The 14,137-nt window shown below is 47.6% G+C and carries 22 protein-coding genes and 1 tRNA gene; 6 read left to right on the forward strand and 17 right to left on the reverse strand.

From position 1 onward, the window contains the following. Nucleotides 1-13: 13 nt before the first annotated feature. Complete coding sequence (locus tag RS889_RS07065; protein WP_315709983.1) at nucleotides 14-481, reverse strand: OsmC family protein; 468 nt, start codon at nucleotides 479-481, stop codon at nucleotides 14-16. Between the two features lie 80 nt (nucleotides 482-561). After that, nucleotides 562-1,248 carry a TetR/AcrR family transcriptional regulator gene (locus tag RS889_RS07070; RefSeq protein WP_315709984.1) on the reverse strand — a complete coding sequence of 229 codons (687 nt, stop codon included), beginning with the start codon at nucleotides 1,246-1,248 and terminating at the stop codon, nucleotides 562-564. A 172-nt stretch (nucleotides 1,249-1,420) separates the two neighbouring features. Between RS889_RS07070 and RS889_RS07075 the strand changes: the two genes are divergently transcribed. From RS889_RS07075 to RS889_RS07090, 4 genes are all read left to right on the forward strand, one after another. After that, nucleotides 1,421-1,717 carry a hypothetical protein gene (locus RS889_RS07075; protein ID WP_315709985.1) on the forward strand — a complete coding sequence of 99 codons (297 nt, stop codon included), beginning with the start codon at nucleotides 1,421-1,423 and terminating at the stop codon, nucleotides 1,715-1,717. A gap of 22 nt (nucleotides 1,718-1,739) precedes the next feature. Next, nucleotides 1,740-2,984: a M24 family metallopeptidase gene (locus tag RS889_RS07080; protein ID WP_315709986.1), complete on the forward strand. Its 1,245-nt coding sequence runs from the start codon at nucleotides 1,740-1,742 to the stop codon at nucleotides 2,982-2,984. 393 nt (nucleotides 2,985-3,377) lie between these two features. Then, entirely contained in the window at nucleotides 3,378-3,950 is a 573-nt protein-coding gene (locus RS889_RS07085) for a cysteine hydrolase family protein (RefSeq protein ID WP_315709987.1), read from the forward strand. Further along, nucleotides 3,947-5,005 carry an FUSC family protein gene (locus RS889_RS07090; protein WP_315709988.1) on the forward strand — a complete coding sequence of 353 codons (1,059 nt, stop codon included), beginning with the start codon at nucleotides 3,947-3,949 and terminating at the stop codon, nucleotides 5,003-5,005. Before RS889_RS07085 ends, RS889_RS07090 begins: the two co-directional genes overlap by 4 nt. Nucleotides 5,006-5,243: 238 nt before the next feature. Here the strand turns inward: RS889_RS07090 and RS889_RS07095 are convergent, their stop codons facing one another. Then, nucleotides 5,244-5,447, reverse strand: a complete 204-nt coding sequence (locus tag RS889_RS07095) for a hypothetical protein (protein ID WP_315709990.1) — start codon at nucleotides 5,445-5,447, stop codon at nucleotides 5,244-5,246. A gap of 187 nt (nucleotides 5,448-5,634) precedes the next feature. Continuing rightward, nucleotides 5,635-5,712, reverse strand: a tRNA-Arg gene (locus tag RS889_RS07100). Between the two features lie 108 nt (nucleotides 5,713-5,820). On the opposite strand from RS889_RS07100, the gene RS889_RS07105 reads away from it, so the two are divergent. Next, nucleotides 5,821-7,041, forward strand: coding sequence for a tyrosine-type recombinase/integrase (locus RS889_RS07105; protein ID WP_315709991.1), 1,221 nt, complete (start codon nucleotides 5,821-5,823; stop codon nucleotides 7,039-7,041). Nucleotides 7,042-7,072: 31 nt separating this feature from the next. On the opposite strand, the gene RS889_RS07110 is transcribed toward RS889_RS07105, so the two are convergent. The 9 genes from RS889_RS07110 to RS889_RS07145 form a co-directional block, all read right to left on the reverse strand. Continuing rightward, complete coding sequence (locus RS889_RS07110) at nucleotides 7,073-7,258, reverse strand: helix-turn-helix transcriptional regulator (RefSeq protein ID WP_315709992.1); 186 nt, start codon at nucleotides 7,256-7,258, stop codon at nucleotides 7,073-7,075. 13 nt (nucleotides 7,259-7,271) lie between these two features. Further along, entirely contained in the window at nucleotides 7,272-7,832 is a 561-nt protein-coding gene (locus RS889_RS07115; RefSeq protein ID WP_315709993.1) for a 3'-5' exonuclease, read from the reverse strand. 92 nt (nucleotides 7,833-7,924) lie between these two features. After that, complete coding sequence (locus RS889_RS07120; protein WP_315709994.1) at nucleotides 7,925-8,938, reverse strand: phosphoadenosine phosphosulfate reductase domain-containing protein; 1,014 nt, start codon at nucleotides 8,936-8,938, stop codon at nucleotides 7,925-7,927. Continuing rightward, a complete protein-coding gene (locus RS889_RS07125; protein ID WP_315709995.1) occupies nucleotides 8,935-9,174 on the reverse strand; it encodes a DUF4060 family protein in 240 nt (79 codons plus the stop codon). Before RS889_RS07125 ends, RS889_RS07120 begins: the two co-directional genes overlap by 4 nt. Before the next feature lie 47 nt (nucleotides 9,175-9,221). Then, nucleotides 9,222-9,293, reverse strand: a complete 72-nt coding sequence (locus tag RS889_RS23760; RefSeq protein WP_425475140.1) for a hypothetical protein — start codon at nucleotides 9,291-9,293, stop codon at nucleotides 9,222-9,224. Nucleotides 9,294-9,308: 15 nt separating this feature from the next. Further along, a complete protein-coding gene (locus RS889_RS07130; RefSeq protein WP_315709997.1) occupies nucleotides 9,309-10,142 on the reverse strand; it encodes a ParB/RepB/Spo0J family partition protein in 834 nt (277 codons plus the stop codon). A 63-nt stretch (nucleotides 10,143-10,205) separates the two neighbouring features. Then, on the reverse strand, nucleotides 10,206-11,018 hold the full coding sequence (locus RS889_RS07135; protein WP_315709998.1) for a YfdQ family protein: 813 nt from the start codon (nucleotides 11,016-11,018) through the stop codon (nucleotides 10,206-10,208). A gap of 54 nt (nucleotides 11,019-11,072) precedes the next feature. Further along, a complete protein-coding gene (locus tag RS889_RS07140; RefSeq protein WP_315709999.1) occupies nucleotides 11,073-11,444 on the reverse strand; it encodes a hypothetical protein in 372 nt (123 codons plus the stop codon). A gap of 178 nt (nucleotides 11,445-11,622) precedes the next feature. Next, the gene (locus RS889_RS07145) at nucleotides 11,623-12,144 is read right to left on the reverse strand and encodes an HD family hydrolase (RefSeq protein WP_315710000.1); all 522 of its coding nucleotides are present in this window, start codon (nucleotides 12,142-12,144) and stop codon (nucleotides 11,623-11,625) included. 246 nt (nucleotides 12,145-12,390) lie between these two features. Between RS889_RS07145 and RS889_RS07150 the strand changes: the two genes are divergently transcribed. Next, entirely contained in the window at nucleotides 12,391-12,681 is a 291-nt protein-coding gene (locus RS889_RS07150; RefSeq protein WP_315710001.1) for a hypothetical protein, read from the forward strand. Here RS889_RS07150 and RS889_RS07155 read toward each other — a convergent pair. The 4 genes from RS889_RS07155 to RS889_RS07170 all read right to left on the reverse strand — a co-directional run bounded on the left by RS889_RS07155 (nucleotide 12,678) and on the right by RS889_RS07170 (nucleotide 14,132). Beyond that, complete coding sequence (locus RS889_RS07155; RefSeq protein WP_315710002.1) at nucleotides 12,678-12,902, reverse strand: hypothetical protein; 225 nt, start codon at nucleotides 12,900-12,902, stop codon at nucleotides 12,678-12,680. The genes RS889_RS07150 and RS889_RS07155 overlap by 4 nt on opposite strands. Nucleotides 12,903-12,941: 39 nt before the next feature. Then, nucleotides 12,942-13,154, reverse strand: coding sequence for a hypothetical protein (locus tag RS889_RS07160; RefSeq protein WP_315710003.1), 213 nt, complete (start codon nucleotides 13,152-13,154; stop codon nucleotides 12,942-12,944). 392 nt (nucleotides 13,155-13,546) lie between these two features. Next, entirely contained in the window at nucleotides 13,547-13,807 is a 261-nt protein-coding gene (locus RS889_RS07165) for a hemolysin XhlA (RefSeq protein WP_315710004.1), read from the reverse strand. Continuing rightward, the gene (locus RS889_RS07170) at nucleotides 13,794-14,132 is read right to left on the reverse strand and encodes a hypothetical protein (RefSeq protein WP_315710005.1); all 339 of its coding nucleotides are present in this window, start codon (nucleotides 14,130-14,132) and stop codon (nucleotides 13,794-13,796) included. The genes RS889_RS07165 and RS889_RS07170 overlap by 14 nt, the downstream gene beginning before the upstream one ends. Nucleotides 14,133-14,137: the final 5 nt, after the last annotated feature.

Here is a 14,137-nt window from a genome sequence, read left to right on the forward strand (position 1 = left end):
GGTCACTGTCATCTCAAGATTCGACAACAAATTTTGGTTCACAGAAAACCGGAAAATTTACCGAACGGGCGATAAAGCATACTTTATGAATTCGATCATGAATGGATTTTGCCAGCTCTTCATTCGAACGACTCCTCAGCGTGACTTTGGGTTTAAGCGTGACAGAAACAAAGCGACCGGCTCCACTTGCCTCTACTTCACCAATACCGACAGGATTATCTTCGTATTGCGTCACTACGATTTTTTCATCTGATGCATAGTGGAGATACCAGAGCATATGACAAGCCGATAATGATGAAATCAGCAAATCCTCCGGGTTCATCTTTGTCGCGTCACCGCCGAGAAAGGGATCGTTCGAGCATTGTATAACCGCCTTGCCCGGCACAGCGATGTCCCAGGTGCGATCATAGCCTCGATAGTGGACTGTTCCTTCACCCCGATTCCCTGTCCAGACGATGTGAGAAATATAATTGTGATGCATATCAGTCTCCCTGCTGTTGCTATTCAATAGAACCTTATAGTGGGGCCACCCAGGTAGGTGGCGAGGATTGGCAATTTCATTTAACTCTGTATGTTTTCGCTGGACGAAATCGACGACGTGGTCTCTTGGTTGTGGTTTGTGGCCAGAGCCTGTTTCAGCATATAGAGATGGGCCTCCAGAAATTGCGCCGGTGCAATCGGATTTAAACGATCGAAGATCATATGCCAGATGATTGCCATAACCATAGGACCAATAAGTACTTCCGGTGTGGTGCTCAAGGGAGATGGCACTAACTCGCCGCGTGAGATGCCGCGCTCGATGATCTGATGGAGAATGTCTTGTCCCTTACTCACCAGAAGTCGATAGTAGAGTTCCGAAACCGCCGGAAAACGCCTTCCTTCGCAGATGATAATCCGTGCCAGGAGTTCGACCTCTGTGGTGAACAAGGTCTTATAAAGACGCTGAATCAACAGGGTCAGAAGATCCAAGGTCGAACCCTCATATGTTTTGATGAGTTGAGGTAATGTCTCGAAAACTGGCGCAATGCCCGACGATAGTGCCGCCTCGAAGAGCATTTCCTTGCTTTCAAAATAGCGATAAATCGTGCCTTTGACGATGCCGGCTCGGGTCGCAACGTCTTCCAGTCGTGTCGCCTCGAAACCATGCTCAGCAAATTCGGCCAATCCCGCAGCAATGATTTCCTGAGGTCGAGCTTCCTTACGCCTCCTTCGCTGCCTACCTGTTGGCTCGGATGTATGCTTTTCCATCGATCAATGCCTCCACCTTGGTTGTACTGCACCGATGCTTTTTCGGCGCATTGTGACTGACCGTTTGTAACACATAATGACTTTCAGGTCACTAATTGATTGACAAGAAATTTACCCCGCTCAATAATGACTCTACAGTCATTAAATAAACACTTGCTGCGAGGTACACACAATGTCTGTTCATGGAACCTACAAAATCACGGTCAAAACGCCGCTTGGACCACAGGAAGCGAAATTAACGCTCTGTACCGAGGGCACAACGCTTTCCGGCTTCATAGAGAATATCAAGGGGCGGACCGATTTCTCTGGTGGTGTCATCAACGAGAACGAACTCCGGTTTTCCGCCCGTATCAGTACGCCTATCGGTCGTGTCCACGCCGATATAGCAGGGCGAGTTGAGGGCGATCGATTTATCGCCACGGCTAAGTTGCCGCTTGGAAAAGCGGAAATCGAAGGTGTTCGTCTCTAACAATCAAGAAAGGAAAAATGCCATGTCTACTATCGTCCCGACCTATTCGCTTGCCGAGCGTGATCGGCGCTGGTCCATCGCCAACCAAATGATGGAAGACCTCGGTCTTGACGCATTGCTCGTCTACGGTGACCGCGAGGGTGTGTTTCCCGCCTTTTATGCTCCTGATACATGGTTCACCAACGAACGCCCAGGGTCGATCGTCATCGTTCCGAAGGGTGAAGAGCCAATCACCATCGTATTCCTGACTACTGCCATAGAAGATCATATCCAGGCCGCTTCGATAGGCTATAGAAGCTGGATTAAGCCTGAGAATATTTATGCCGGAAAGATGGGAACAAACGTCGTTGAGATCATAGAGGATCATGGTCTGGATAAATGTAGTATCGGCGTAATCGGCCTGGAACCTTACCCGCCTTACTATTTTGACGGCGTCATTCCCTATAATACGTGGAAGACAATTGTTGATGATCTGCCAAAGGCAAGTTTCAAGCCGGTCGGTAACGACTTTTTCGCCCGTACAGCCGCCAAAAGCGTTGAAGAGATTGCTGTTCTGAAATGGTCAGCGGATGTCGGTGAAAAAATGTGTTCTGCAATGCATTCTGCTGCCCGTCCAGGCGTGAGGGAGAATGAAATCTATGCGGCCGCTCTCGAAACGGCAGCTCGCAATATCGGGTATTGCGGTCAGATTCTGCTCGGATCCGGCCCGGAATTCGTCGGATGGGGTCAGCCAGTATGGCTCTATCGACCGGAGATGCCGCGCACCATCAGGGAAGGCGATATCATTCTGTCTGAGGTTTTTTCATCGTTCGGCATGCTCGAAACCCAACACCAGCCGGCGATCGCCGTAGGTAATATTCATTCTGACTTTTATGATGCCGCCGCGTTGGCGAGGGCTTCCTATGAGGCGGGCGTAAAGGCACTCAAGGCTGGTACTGTCTTCTCCGAGGTCGTCGAAGCGATGCGTTCGCCGATGCGCGATCTGACTTGTTGGCAAGTTCATCCCCTCATTCATTCGCTGACACCATATAACATGATCGGCGCGGGCGAGCGTATCGCTGATCAGCCTGAAATGGCCCGTTATGGAAAAGTGCTGCCGTTCCCGTCGATGGGCACCGACCGGGTACTCGAAGCCGGAATGGTATTCTCCCTTGAGCCCAACTGCGGCATCGGTCGGCGAGTGATCAATCTCGGCGGGACCGTTATCGTCGGCGAGAACGGCGGGATTGAGCTCAACAGCAACTCGACACGATTGATGCATGCTTAGCGTTTATCCGAGGAAAACGGACACCGGTTTTTAGAAATAAGATGTTTTAAAATAATGAATTATCGCATCTATGCACTCTTGCTCCAGGTAGGACGGTTGCTTCTTTATAGTCAAGCCGCCGTCCTTTCTCACGGCATTCCTTCGTCGACTGAAGGAGAACGGTTTCGTGAAGCCGAAGGTCTAATGCAACCGACAAACATAAGATGCGCGGAAGCCTCACGGAATTTGGGCGTACAACACTGGAAGGTTACTACTCCTGCCGGGAGTGGTAGCTTGCGGATATTATTTGCCAACATCTTTCGGAAAATGAGCGCGCTATCCTTCTCAATGCGAGAGACATCATTGAGCGATTGGTCGCCATTGTCGAAAGTGGCTTAACACAAAGAGAATCCCATGAACACGATAATCATCGCCCTTGACTACATTGTGGATATTATGCACCCAGACGGGAAGATTGCTCGTTCTGCCCGGCATGCGTTTGAACGAAACGTCGTGGAGAAAGCAAACAGCGCTTTGGAAATAGCACGCTCGAAGAGATGGCCCGTCGTCCTGGTTAAGGTCGGGTTTTCACCGAGCTACATTGAACAGCCCAAACATTCACCCATGTTCGGTCGTGTCCATGAATTCGGTGCTCTCAATCTTGACGGTCCGGGTACGGCGTTCCACCCGGACCTTCATGTCGAACCAAGTGATTTGGTTCTCATCAAGCCACGCGTGAGCGCATTTTACGGCACCGTCCTGGAAGCTGTCTTACGCTCGAAAGCCATTGACCGGATTGTTCTGGCAGGTGTCAGCAGCACATGGGCTGTCCAATCGACTGCGCGCGATGCACATGACCGCGATTACTCGGTCGTCGTCGTCGAGGATGCTTGCGCAGCCAATTCCGAAGAAGAGCACCAGGAGTCCATGAAAGTTCTGGCGACGATTGCCGAGATCGTTTCAGTAGCGGATTTGAAAGACCTATGATGAAGCGGGCGCGATGGCTGGAAGGCATGCTGGATGAGATCGCCTGGCGACCGTTGATGTGGGCGCTTCTGGTTGTCTCGCCTTCCGTTATTTTGTTCTTTATATTTGGCAACACTCATTGGCTGGCGACGACGGCGCTTGTCAGTATGTGCACGATGATTGTCGAAGAAAGGTTGGTTCTCACGCCATTCGGCGTCTTATTACACGGTGTTGCGATCACTGCCGGATTTGTCATACTCGTCACGGCATCCTCGTCGTCTACTTTTTTTGTCGCCTTGTGCGCTGTCATGACGGTCGCGTCGATCTGGCTCACGATAAAAGGCCATGCCCTGCGGTCGTTGGGGAATTTCACATTTATTCCAACCCTTTATCTTGCCAGTGAATCTCTTGAAGCGTCCACAGCGCAACAGTTGATTGTGCATGCCGCACATGAACTTCCCTATATCTTAATCGGCCTGGTTCCGGTCATCATTTTAGCGGTTTTAAGACATTCCGCGCAGGAACGTTCCTCCTCATTTGTCATCTATGGACAGCGTACTTTCTTTCTTTTGTCGCACAGGACGGATTTCGGAGAGCGACGGCAGGTTGTCGAGGCCTGTCTGACTATCGCCTGTGCTGTCGGTCTGGCGGCGACTCTCGTCGAATGGCAGTCGCTCAATCACGGACAATGGGTGATCTGGTCGGCGGCCAGCGTGGTGACAGGTGAGTCGGGTACTGAACACCGGAAACTGTTTGACCGTGCGTTCGGTGCGCTCATCGGTGTTCCCGTCGGCATCGTTGCTGGATGGGAATTGCCACATACGGCCTCGGCCTATGGAATGAGCGTTATTGCGGCTTTACTCACATTGATTGCATTCCGGCGCTATATACTTGGCTTTGGATCACGTTGTGCTTTTATCGCTCTCGCTTTGACGGTCGGAGGGCAGGCGGTTTCCGTCGCGGGCGAGCGCATTATTAATGTGATTCTCGGTGGGCTCATCGGTATTACATGTGTACTCGTTGTCCGTTGGTTGTCGAGTGCGTTCGGAAACAGGCCACACTCTCAATCCCATTAGAGTGGTTCTCAAGAAACGGATAACCATGTATGACGAGGGCCTCACCGCCCTTGAGTTGAAGAATTAGCGAACTAACCGCAGAATATAATGGTTTATACCCTATTTTTAATTAGTGAGTTATCGGGTTAAGAATAATGCGCGTTTCCTGCTATTTTGAGAGAGCGACATTTTTTAGAACGCCATGACGGAATTTGGCTCATTGATTTACCCACTCTTCCACCTGTAGTCCTGACACGCGCTAAAACGCATGGGCATTATTCGTTACCAGTATCAATCCTACTGAACGGGCATGTCCAGCCAGCATGGCATCATACGGACCGTGGGTGCTCTTTTTCTTGTCAGCATTGCGCGAATTTGGCCGGTGTGGACAGCAGATGCAAAACCATAAATTTGTACTTCCAGACGGGCGGAAAAGTTCTCGATCACCGTGAGTTTTTTCCATGGTAATCACCGTGGATAAATTTTACGTTATCGTTGGCATAGCATGTTATTGGGATTACGAGGGCGTTATGTCATGGCATCGTCTCGATGCTACTTGGTTCCCGTTGTGCTGGGTGGACTCAGCGACAAACAATCCGTGTGATATCAACAAATATAACGGGTTTTGTCGAATGGGGTAGAACCTGGAATGGTACGCCCTACTGGATTCGAACCAGTGACCTACGGCTTAGAAGTCCGCTAACTTACTATTTACATTAGTTTTTCGTGATTTCATTAAGTTTCAACTATTTGATATTTAATGATTTTAATGTGTTGTCTGATATTGCCATGTATCATAGTATTTCACCACTAAGACACCCGTTAAGGCACCTGTAATGGCTGGAATGCTACTTACCGACAGCAAGATAAAAGGTATCAAACCCAAAGAGTCGGCGTACTACGTTTGGCAGGCTGCGGCGACTCGCGGCACTGGCAGGCTGGGGATAAAAGTATACCCGTCTGGCCGTAAAGTGTTTGTCTACAAGTACCACAAAAACGGTGCCAGAAAGTTTTTGTCCCTAGGTGATTATCCCCATCTTTCACTGGCAGATGCAACAGCTAAAGCACTTGAGGCTGCGGCTAATGTTTCAGCGCCAGAGCCGGTGGTTTTTGAACATGCAACGGTCCAACAGTTATTCGATGACTACATTGCAGATCAGAAGAGGCTGGAGCGCCGCTCTTACGATAAAACAGAAAATAGGCTCAAGCAGGTGCTGGCTACAGGGTACATTTCTCCAGACATGTCGGCGAAAGATGTAACACCAGACCATATAAAGAGAGTGCTGGCGGATTTTATTAAGCGAGGGGTGTTGGCAGGGGCTAACAAGGTTCGAACAAGTCTCCACGCAGTTTTCAATTTTGGTCTGTTTGCTGATAACGATCCTGCCAACATAAACGGTAAGGTTAAGTATGGCCTTGATCGCAATCCCGTGTCTGTAGTCCCCGCTCAGAAGGGGGCGGATAAAGCGCTGGATAGGTTCTTAACGTGGGATGAGTTAACGCAATTATTACAACTGTTGGATGTGTCAGATATAGTCTGCCCGATCAATCCTGACTTTGCCAGATTGGCACTTTTGTGTTTGTACACTGGTGGTCAGCGTCCGTGGGAATTAATGACAAACACGCGCGATAATTGGGACAAAAAAGGGAAAACACTTACTGTACCGCCGCATATTTCTAAAAATGGTGATTATCACGTTGTTGCGCTTTGTCCATGCGCGATCTGCATTCTTGAAACGCAGGAACGGTTATATCCTGGCTCACCATTTCTATTTCCGGCAGAGACAAAAGAAGGGCATTTACTGTCTGCTGAATTCAGTAAACAGCTTCGTAAATTATGTCTTAAAACAGAAATTGCGGCATTTACACCAAGGGATATCAGAAGGACGTTTAAAACGCTGGCAGGGGAAATGGGCATTAGTTCAGAACTGCGTGATATCGTCCAGAATCACAAACGTCCGGGCGTATCACGCAAGCATTATGACAGGTATGACTATCTGAAGGAAAAGCGCGAAGTGATCGCGTTGTGGGAAGGGAAATTAAAGTCGCTGGTTTGAAAAGTCCGCCGTGTTCTGGCGGTCGGCTTTATCAATTCTGTGATTGTTGCTGAACCCAAGCTTCATATACGTGTTCGGGCCAGCCAAGGAATGTACCGCTGGCGCTTTTTTGCGGTGCTGGAAACTCTTTCTTTTTTGCATACATTCGCCAAAGCGTTGGATAGCTTTTACCTGTCAATTGGCTCATCTCTTTTCGTCCAATATAGCGTGTTGCCATCTTGTGTTACCTCTTATTGTTGGTGGGGCGCTAATAAGCGCTGCCAGATAGCAGATACATACTTAGCCTGGTGTTCAGCGTCGGCCAGCGCATTGTGGCGCTCCCCGTTAAACGGCATATCCCTTTTCGGGTCAAATCCAATTTCTCGTCCCAATTCGACAATGGTTCTGACGTCACGGTCATTGAACCATTGCCAGATATCACCGAAGCATTCTCGCTTAATCGACTCACGTAAAATGACGTTATCAAACCCCGCGCCATTACCCCAAACTTGTAGATATCCTGGGTCGCTATTTTCATTCACGAACAATTTCAGGTTATGCAGTACCAGTAAGAGAGGGGGAGTTTTAACGCAGATAGCAGCGCGAGCTTCTTCGCTTTGTTGCAGCCACCAAATGATGGTGTCTGCATCAGGAACACCGCCGCCATGTATCGTACTTTTCAGTGTTACAGGGCTATAAAACTCTGGCCCCAATTCGCCAGTTTTCGGTTCAAAAAAAACAGCCCCGATTGCGACAATTGGGGCCTGTGGGTTTTGACCCATTGTTTCGAGGTCAATCATTAAGTGGTTCATGGATTCTCCAGATTGATGCAATAAAAAAACCGCCTAATGAATTACGGGCGGCTGTCTGTGAATAATTTGGTGTAATGACCCTAACCTGTTATTCACTCACAAACCCCGGCATAAACGCTGCTGCATACGGTTTTGTCGTTTAGTCCGGCAAACAGATCAAATTGACTTCCCCCCCGCGTCGTTAGCGCCCAATCACGATACGTTTCAATACCGTGAGATTCGACGGTAATACACGCGATACGCCTTTCTGCTTTTCGTGGATCTTGTGTGGAAGGGAAAAAGGTACTATTCCCATGACGCGAACAGGTGGCAACCAGCCTTTCCCATGCAGCTACACGGGCTATCTCTTCCGGCCATCGAGTGAAAATTTCTGCCAGTTCAGATTTGCGGGCATGGATGCAGGGCATGCAACCAACCCGACTGCATCCCTGTTGATACAACGGATTTGGTTTAATACCGTGACGCTTTGCCAATGCGAATACGTCGGCATGAGTCCACGTTAGGATCGGGCGATAAACATTTAACCCCGCGGTGTTATCTGCATCGGTTTCCCACTCCGGCAGTAACGCCCGCGATGGAGACTCCTCAGCACGAACCCCTTGCCAACTAATCACCTCGTCATAATCAGCCAGAAGCGGCATGACAAGTCGATCACGAATAGGGGCATGTTTTAGCTCAAAAGTACAAAATCTGGCTTTAGTGGAGGGGAAGCGGCCTTTCCACATACAGAGGTCAAGAAAGGGAACACCTGTAGGTTTTAGAACATCAAGCGCACGTACAATGGTTGCGGTGGCCAGCGCTTCGGTCATGTAGCATTCAGTAACCAGAGTGATAGGCCAATGTTCCGCAATAAACTTGCGCTTACCCTCTATGCGATCATCGAACGACGCTTTAACCCTGCACACTTTCCCCAGCTTAGATTCCAGATAATCCAAATAATCCATTGTCTGCGGGTGTTCGTGTCCGGTGTCAGCAAATGCTGGAATGTGTTCAACATCGGATTCTATGGCTAATAGCCATTGTGCGAGAGAGTCCTTACCACCTGATACGCTAATGATGTTGAGGGTATTCGGTGTTGCACATCGGGCGTCAAGAGTGAACTTCACGCTAGCACCCCGCACATCTTTTGCAGAGAACGATGATGATTCATCACTGTAGCAACGTATGATGCATCACGATTTGTCACTTCAACGGAATAGGTTTTATTGGCTACGCGAACGCGATAGGTTTCGCTATTTTTTCTACGCGCATAATTTCCGTAGCGCTGCTGGTGGTTTTGAAGTGCTGCTTCTGCGGCCTTTCTTTCGGGTGGGGTAGGATTACCCCTTATGATATGACGCATAGTAGTAAACCTCTGGTAATAAAAAGCCCCGCTGGTGGTGAGGCTCGTTATTTATCGATTTGGTTGTTGTAATCATTGTGGGTGAGTAATTCCCAGTTGGTGCCGTCGCGGGATAGCAGACGCCAACGCTTATTTTATTTTGGCTGAGGTTCATTCTGTCCCTCGCTGTAGTCTCTAAACTCTGTAAGAATTTTCATCACTTCGTTTTTCACGCCATCGGGCAGCATCAGGTAATCGCGTAGCCCATCCTGACTAACGATCGGCGTGGACTTATAAATCAACTCAATCAGGCGTTTCGTTTTTGCTGTTGTGAATTGTGGCTTGGCAATAGCCTTGGTTATTTTCTTCTTGCCTGCGGATTCGGCCTTTTCCATTAATTTGGAAATGACTTTATCTGCATAAACGCCGTGTTCTCGGTTTATTTCGATAGCAAGGGCATAATTCAGAGAGCCAGAACGAACCAGGCTTTTGACATACGGTGAGCACTCTTGATGTAACTGCAAATGCTGAAGAATATCGGACTCAGAGCGTTTAACTTTCTGTGCAATCTGCGCGTTACTCCATCCTTGATTGACCAGCCGATAATATGCCGCCCCGCGCTCCAGCGGTGTTAGCGCTAGTCCCTGAGAACTGGTGACCATGAATGCTATTTTGTCGGCATTAGTACCAATAAAATCCTTGCATTCAATACGCAGAATTTCACATCCTGATTCATTTGCCGCCAATGCACCGAAATAGCGGTGGTGACCATCGATGACCTTAACGCCTCGCTCTGTCACTTCCACTGCCAGCGGGGGAATATATTCCCCAGCCATAAACGCGTCTTTAAACTCGTCGACGTGGGTCTGATTTAACTCGCGAATGTTATAGCCATCTTCAGTGTAAATTTCTTCAAGCGGGACAAGATGTGTTTTTCTAACCGTGATTCCGGTTTCTTTGCTGGCATAGCGTTGATTCAAAGTAGCCATATTTAATTTCCTGTCGGGTAAATGCTTCACTATGCGAACCGCGCGGCTCGCATAAGGCAGCACTTAGATGGAACCTTCATAAACCGGGATGGTTCCGAAAGCGTTTTGCAGTTCGGTAACAATTTCACTGAATGCGTGTTCGACGATTTTTTCCGGGTCGATCAGTTCGTACCAGAGAAATAGCTGACCCTCTTTGATGCGGTAACGAAAGCGGGCGTCAACCTGATATGGGTTACCGTTGTGGAACGGGGCAATGGCCAGGCTGATTTTTTCCGGTAGTTTGGTGTTACCGCTGCCAGACTTTTCATCGCTGTAACTCATTTGGAATGTGCCGTCATTCAGGCGTTTTACTGACTTGAATTCAGATTTACGCGTTTCCGAGAATGCGAGAACCATTTCCAGTAGTTCCACACCGGATGGCCCTGCATAGGTTTCGCTAATTGCTGCAATATCACCGATGCGTTTTTCGATAAACTCACCGAATTCCACCTGGCGCATAGCGCTACCATCTTTTGACGCCCATTCCTGCCACTCTTTGGAAAATGGGCAGTCGTAGATAGCCTGATGGTTACCCCAGTTCGGGAGCTCTGCATTTTCGTGATAGTCGAGAACAGCGATAATCTTTGTTTTCGTATTATCGGCAAAGATGGCTGTGCGGGGGTCTTCGTATTTTTTAACGTAAGCTATCAGTGACGAAACCGAAATCAGGTTAACTCGCTGGCGGATTCGTGTCGGCTGATGCTGGAATTGTTCCAGCGAGGTAACATCATGCCCGTCCGGTATAACTGCCACCGGGATGTCCGTATCCGGCGTATGAGCGGTAATAGCCAGATTACGAATTTCAGACACGGCAGAGCCGTCAACAATCTGTGACATAAATATTTCCTTGATTGTTTATTTTATGAGGGGTGTTAATTCTCAGGGTGAAAATTAACTGTTGGATTGCAACTTGATAGGTGCCGCGTTGTTTTTGGTATTGATGACCTGCAGATCAATTTGAATCTGGTCAGGGTCATCACGTAGTAAATCGCCGTCTGATGTAGAAAACATGATGGTATCGGCCAGCTCAAGTTTAGGTTTGTTGAACTTAATATCTGGCGTGATTTTCAGCGTGTCCTCTGTGCGACTGTTCAGCATTTCACAATTAATGGTTAGTGTGACCGAGCCTTTTTTTCGAGTCTCACGAACAGCTTTAATAATCATTGCAAGTGTTTCAGTTAATTCATCGTCCAGAGTTCCTTTATTGATATAAGAAATCTGTTGGCTGAATGGTGTGCATTTACTTTCAGCATTTTCAGACATAGATACTTCTCCTCTTCACACACAGAAGCGGATGATCGCTTCTCTCTGTAAAAAGAGCGGCCAGCTGTCGAACATTATCTTCATCCTCCGTTAGTTGGTTGAAAATTTCATGTTGTGTGCCGGTTACGAATCCGGCGACGCAATACGCGCCCGGTTATGCCCCCTGGTGAAGGCGGAATTATTGGGGGGAGAGTTCGTTAAAGCGGTTTAGAAATTCGCGCTCTGCATCTACTGCGCTCATCGGAACAATGATTCTGTTAGACGGCTCAATACCGTCTAAAATTGGCCAGTTGCCTGAGTTGGGATGCAATAGAGCGCACTTCTCAGTCGCTAGCATGACCAGATCGGCATGTTTAACCACAGGGCTCATCTGGAATGGTAAGTCAAACTTGATGCGAACCATTGCCTCAACATCCATTTCGATCTGCTTGTAGTCAGGCAGTAGATGTTTGAGTGGCGACATTATGTCGTTGACGTATGCCTCGTGAGCGTCATGCATTAATGCCTCAAATGCAAATTCAGGCGGCACAATATAGCTAGCACCAACTGAGTGTTGTGCTACCGAGTACGGCCAATGTGTATGGCCACAGAATCGGTTGATTTGGGAAAGTGCGTGGGCGATATCATCGATGCAGATATCATCTGGACGGGACTGGTTGTAATTAAAACACCGCCCGGTGTATGTTGAAATCCAACTCATTGCCGTTATGCCTCACTGTGATAATTCTGCGAGAATGCGCCGCCCTGTGTGCATAGCCAGACGGAATGTAATTGCTGGTGGAATACCTGCACGTTCCAGGCAATTGCTGTATGACCGCATACGTTGAACTAGCCGCAAATGTTGTGCTGAGGAGAGGCGGCTCTTGTTGGTGTCAGGTTTCATAATGACCTCAACTGCTGGTGGGAGTTGTTTCATTCATGCGTCCGTGGTGCCAGAGGTGGCAGGGTGGAATCGCTTGATGCTCCGGGGTATTTACCCACGCCCGGCCGTGCTATCCTCTTGGCCCCAACAGCAAGGAGGATTAAAATGTCAGAAAAATTAATTCGTCATTTTGCTTCTGTTTTCTCAGATAGCGACATTGAAGGGCTTAAAGTTTTCAATAATTTCGTCTATCCGGTTGGTAAGGATGGGAAATTTATTGAAGGGGTAGAGCAGGAGCATATTCGCTGGTTGATCTCAAAAAACGAGATGGAAAACCTTTACAATTTACTCAAAAAAGAGCTGGGTAAGGACTAGTTAATCTGGCCTAATTCCCTGCGTGTTTTTTGAGTCATTTCGCAGTCAGCAACAAACGCATTAATTTTCTTACCATCACGAATTGCGGCGTTGTGTTCTTCAACCAGAGCCGCATTTTTCGTGTCTTTTTCAGCATTACCCGTTGGCTTGCTTAACGGGTGATTCAGCACAGCCAAATCACGTAATGTTTTTTCGTCTGGTACAAATTTTTCGTTGTTCATTCACTTCCCCTTGTTCAGTAGTTCCATTGAATAATGGATTTAGAGAGAATTTTGTTTTTCCAACTCAATAATCCGTTTAGCTGCGAAATAAAGAACACTTTCCATTGTGTCAATAAAGTCCTCTCCATCTTCCTTGTTTCCTGCTGCAACCATTAAAATAGCGTCTTTGAAATCACTACTTCCATCTGTAACGGCAATTGCGAAGTCATCTTTTCCGCGTGCCATAACAATTACTTTTGGATTATTTATCATGATGTATCCCTTATTGTGAGTGGTCTTAATGAAGCGCCACAGATGACGCTTTATAAGTCCGCTAAATCCTTTGCTATGGTCACGACGTAGCTCTCACTACCCCTGCACCCCTCGCACTCGCCCCAGTTTTGCAATGCTGGAGGTCTAAGCGGTCATCAGAGACGATTGGCTGTCTCGATGACATTATATTAGGCATAGCCTAAGTATAAAACAATAGGTGACGCCTAATTTTATTGATGTGACAATACATATTTAAGTAATACATTGATTAATATTGGTATTTATTTTGAACAATGAGTGATGGATTAGCTGACAGGCTGGGTAGGCTGGAGTTAACCAAGCGATAGGCACAAAAAATCCCGCCGTAGCGGGATGGGGTGTATAAAAATTATTTAGAATATGAATCTTGCGACAGCAAGAGATATGGCGGCTGTAGCGATGATTGTCGCAGCCAGCCACTTGGTTTGTTTGCCGATTTCTTCATGTAAATCAGCTTTCGTCGCGTAATTAGATTTGATTACTGCGATGTCTGTACGCAGGTCTGACATAGTATTTTCGAGTTTTTCAACGCGCTTCTCTAGCATGTCATCACCTCCACCGCCGCCTGTAGGAATATCGCTGTTGAATGGCACCACATTATCAGGCGTTGGCATTTTTTTCACCTATGGCGTTTGCCGCATTTTCCTTAATCCACGTCACTATGGGCTCGGCATCTATATTTATAGTGTGGCTACATTTTTTGCAAACGATAGAAAGATAGTATTGGTTAGCATTAGGCGCGTATATACTTTCTTTTTTAAATACATTTACATAGGACCCAAGTCTCATACCCACGTGCATTCCCACATTTGCACTTACCTGCGGTACAGATAGATCAGATGAACCACATAAAGTACAGTGAAGTACAATTCCTTTGCGGGTAAAGTATAAAATTAAATTGTCCAGATTGATTAATTCGAAATCATGTCCGCTTGCCATTAAAT

It is taken from the genome of Brenneria uluponensis, from assembly GCF_032395385.1.
Classification (GTDB): domain Bacteria; phylum Pseudomonadota; class Gammaproteobacteria; order Enterobacterales; family Enterobacteriaceae; genus Prodigiosinella; species Prodigiosinella aquatilis.

Bases quoted from the DNA above. Each gene is read 5' to 3' on its own strand.
- RS889_RS07065 (WP_315709983.1), bottom strand. From the start codon at position 481: ATGCATCACAATTATATTTCTCACATCGTCTGGACAGGGAATCGGGGT.
- RS889_RS07070 (WP_315709984.1), bottom strand. From the start codon at position 1,248: ATGGAAAAGCATACATCCGAGCCAACAGGTAGGCAGCGAAGGAGGCGT.
- RS889_RS07075 (WP_315709985.1), top strand. From the start codon at position 1,421: ATGTCTGTTCATGGAACCTACAAAATCACGGTCAAAACGCCGCTTGGA.
- RS889_RS07080 (WP_315709986.1), top strand. From the start codon at position 1,740: ATGTCTACTATCGTCCCGACCTATTCGCTTGCCGAGCGTGATCGGCGC.
- RS889_RS07085 (WP_315709987.1), top strand. From the start codon at position 3,378: ATGAACACGATAATCATCGCCCTTGACTACATTGTGGATATTATGCAC.
- RS889_RS07090 (WP_315709988.1), top strand. From the start codon at position 3,947: ATGATGAAGCGGGCGCGATGGCTGGAAGGCATGCTGGATGAGATCGCC.
- RS889_RS07095 (WP_315709990.1), bottom strand. From the start codon at position 5,447: ATGGAAAAAACTCACGGTGATCGAGAACTTTTCCGCCCGTCTGGAAGT.
- RS889_RS07105 (WP_315709991.1), top strand. From the start codon at position 5,821: ATGGCTGGAATGCTACTTACCGACAGCAAGATAAAAGGTATCAAACCC.
- RS889_RS07110 (WP_315709992.1), bottom strand. From the start codon at position 7,258: ATGGCAACACGCTATATTGGACGAAAAGAGATGAGCCAATTGACAGGT.
- RS889_RS07115 (WP_315709993.1), bottom strand. From the start codon at position 7,832: ATGAACCACTTAATGATTGACCTCGAAACAATGGGTCAAAACCCACAG.
- RS889_RS07125 (WP_315709995.1), bottom strand. From the start codon at position 9,174: ATGCGTCATATCATAAGGGGTAATCCTACCCCACCCGAAAGAAAGGCC.
- RS889_RS07130 (WP_315709997.1), bottom strand. From the start codon at position 10,142: ATGGCTACTTTGAATCAACGCTATGCCAGCAAAGAAACCGGAATCACG.
- RS889_RS07135 (WP_315709998.1), bottom strand. From the start codon at position 11,018: ATGTCACAGATTGTTGACGGCTCTGCCGTGTCTGAAATTCGTAATCTG.
- RS889_RS07140 (WP_315709999.1), bottom strand. From the start codon at position 11,444: ATGTCTGAAAATGCTGAAAGTAAATGCACACCATTCAGCCAACAGATT.
- RS889_RS07145 (WP_315710000.1), bottom strand. From the start codon at position 12,144: ATGAGTTGGATTTCAACATACACCGGGCGGTGTTTTAATTACAACCAG.
- RS889_RS07155 (WP_315710002.1), bottom strand. From the start codon at position 12,902: ATGAACAACGAAAAATTTGTACCAGACGAAAAAACATTACGTGATTTG.
- RS889_RS07160 (WP_315710003.1), bottom strand. From the start codon at position 13,154: ATGATAAATAATCCAAAAGTAATTGTTATGGCACGCGGAAAAGATGAC.
- RS889_RS07165 (WP_315710004.1), bottom strand. From the start codon at position 13,807: ATGCCAACGCCTGATAATGTGGTGCCATTCAACAGCGATATTCCTACA.
- RS889_RS07170 (WP_315710005.1), bottom strand. From the start codon at position 14,132: ATGGCAAGCGGACATGATTTCGAATTAATCAATCTGGACAATTTAATT.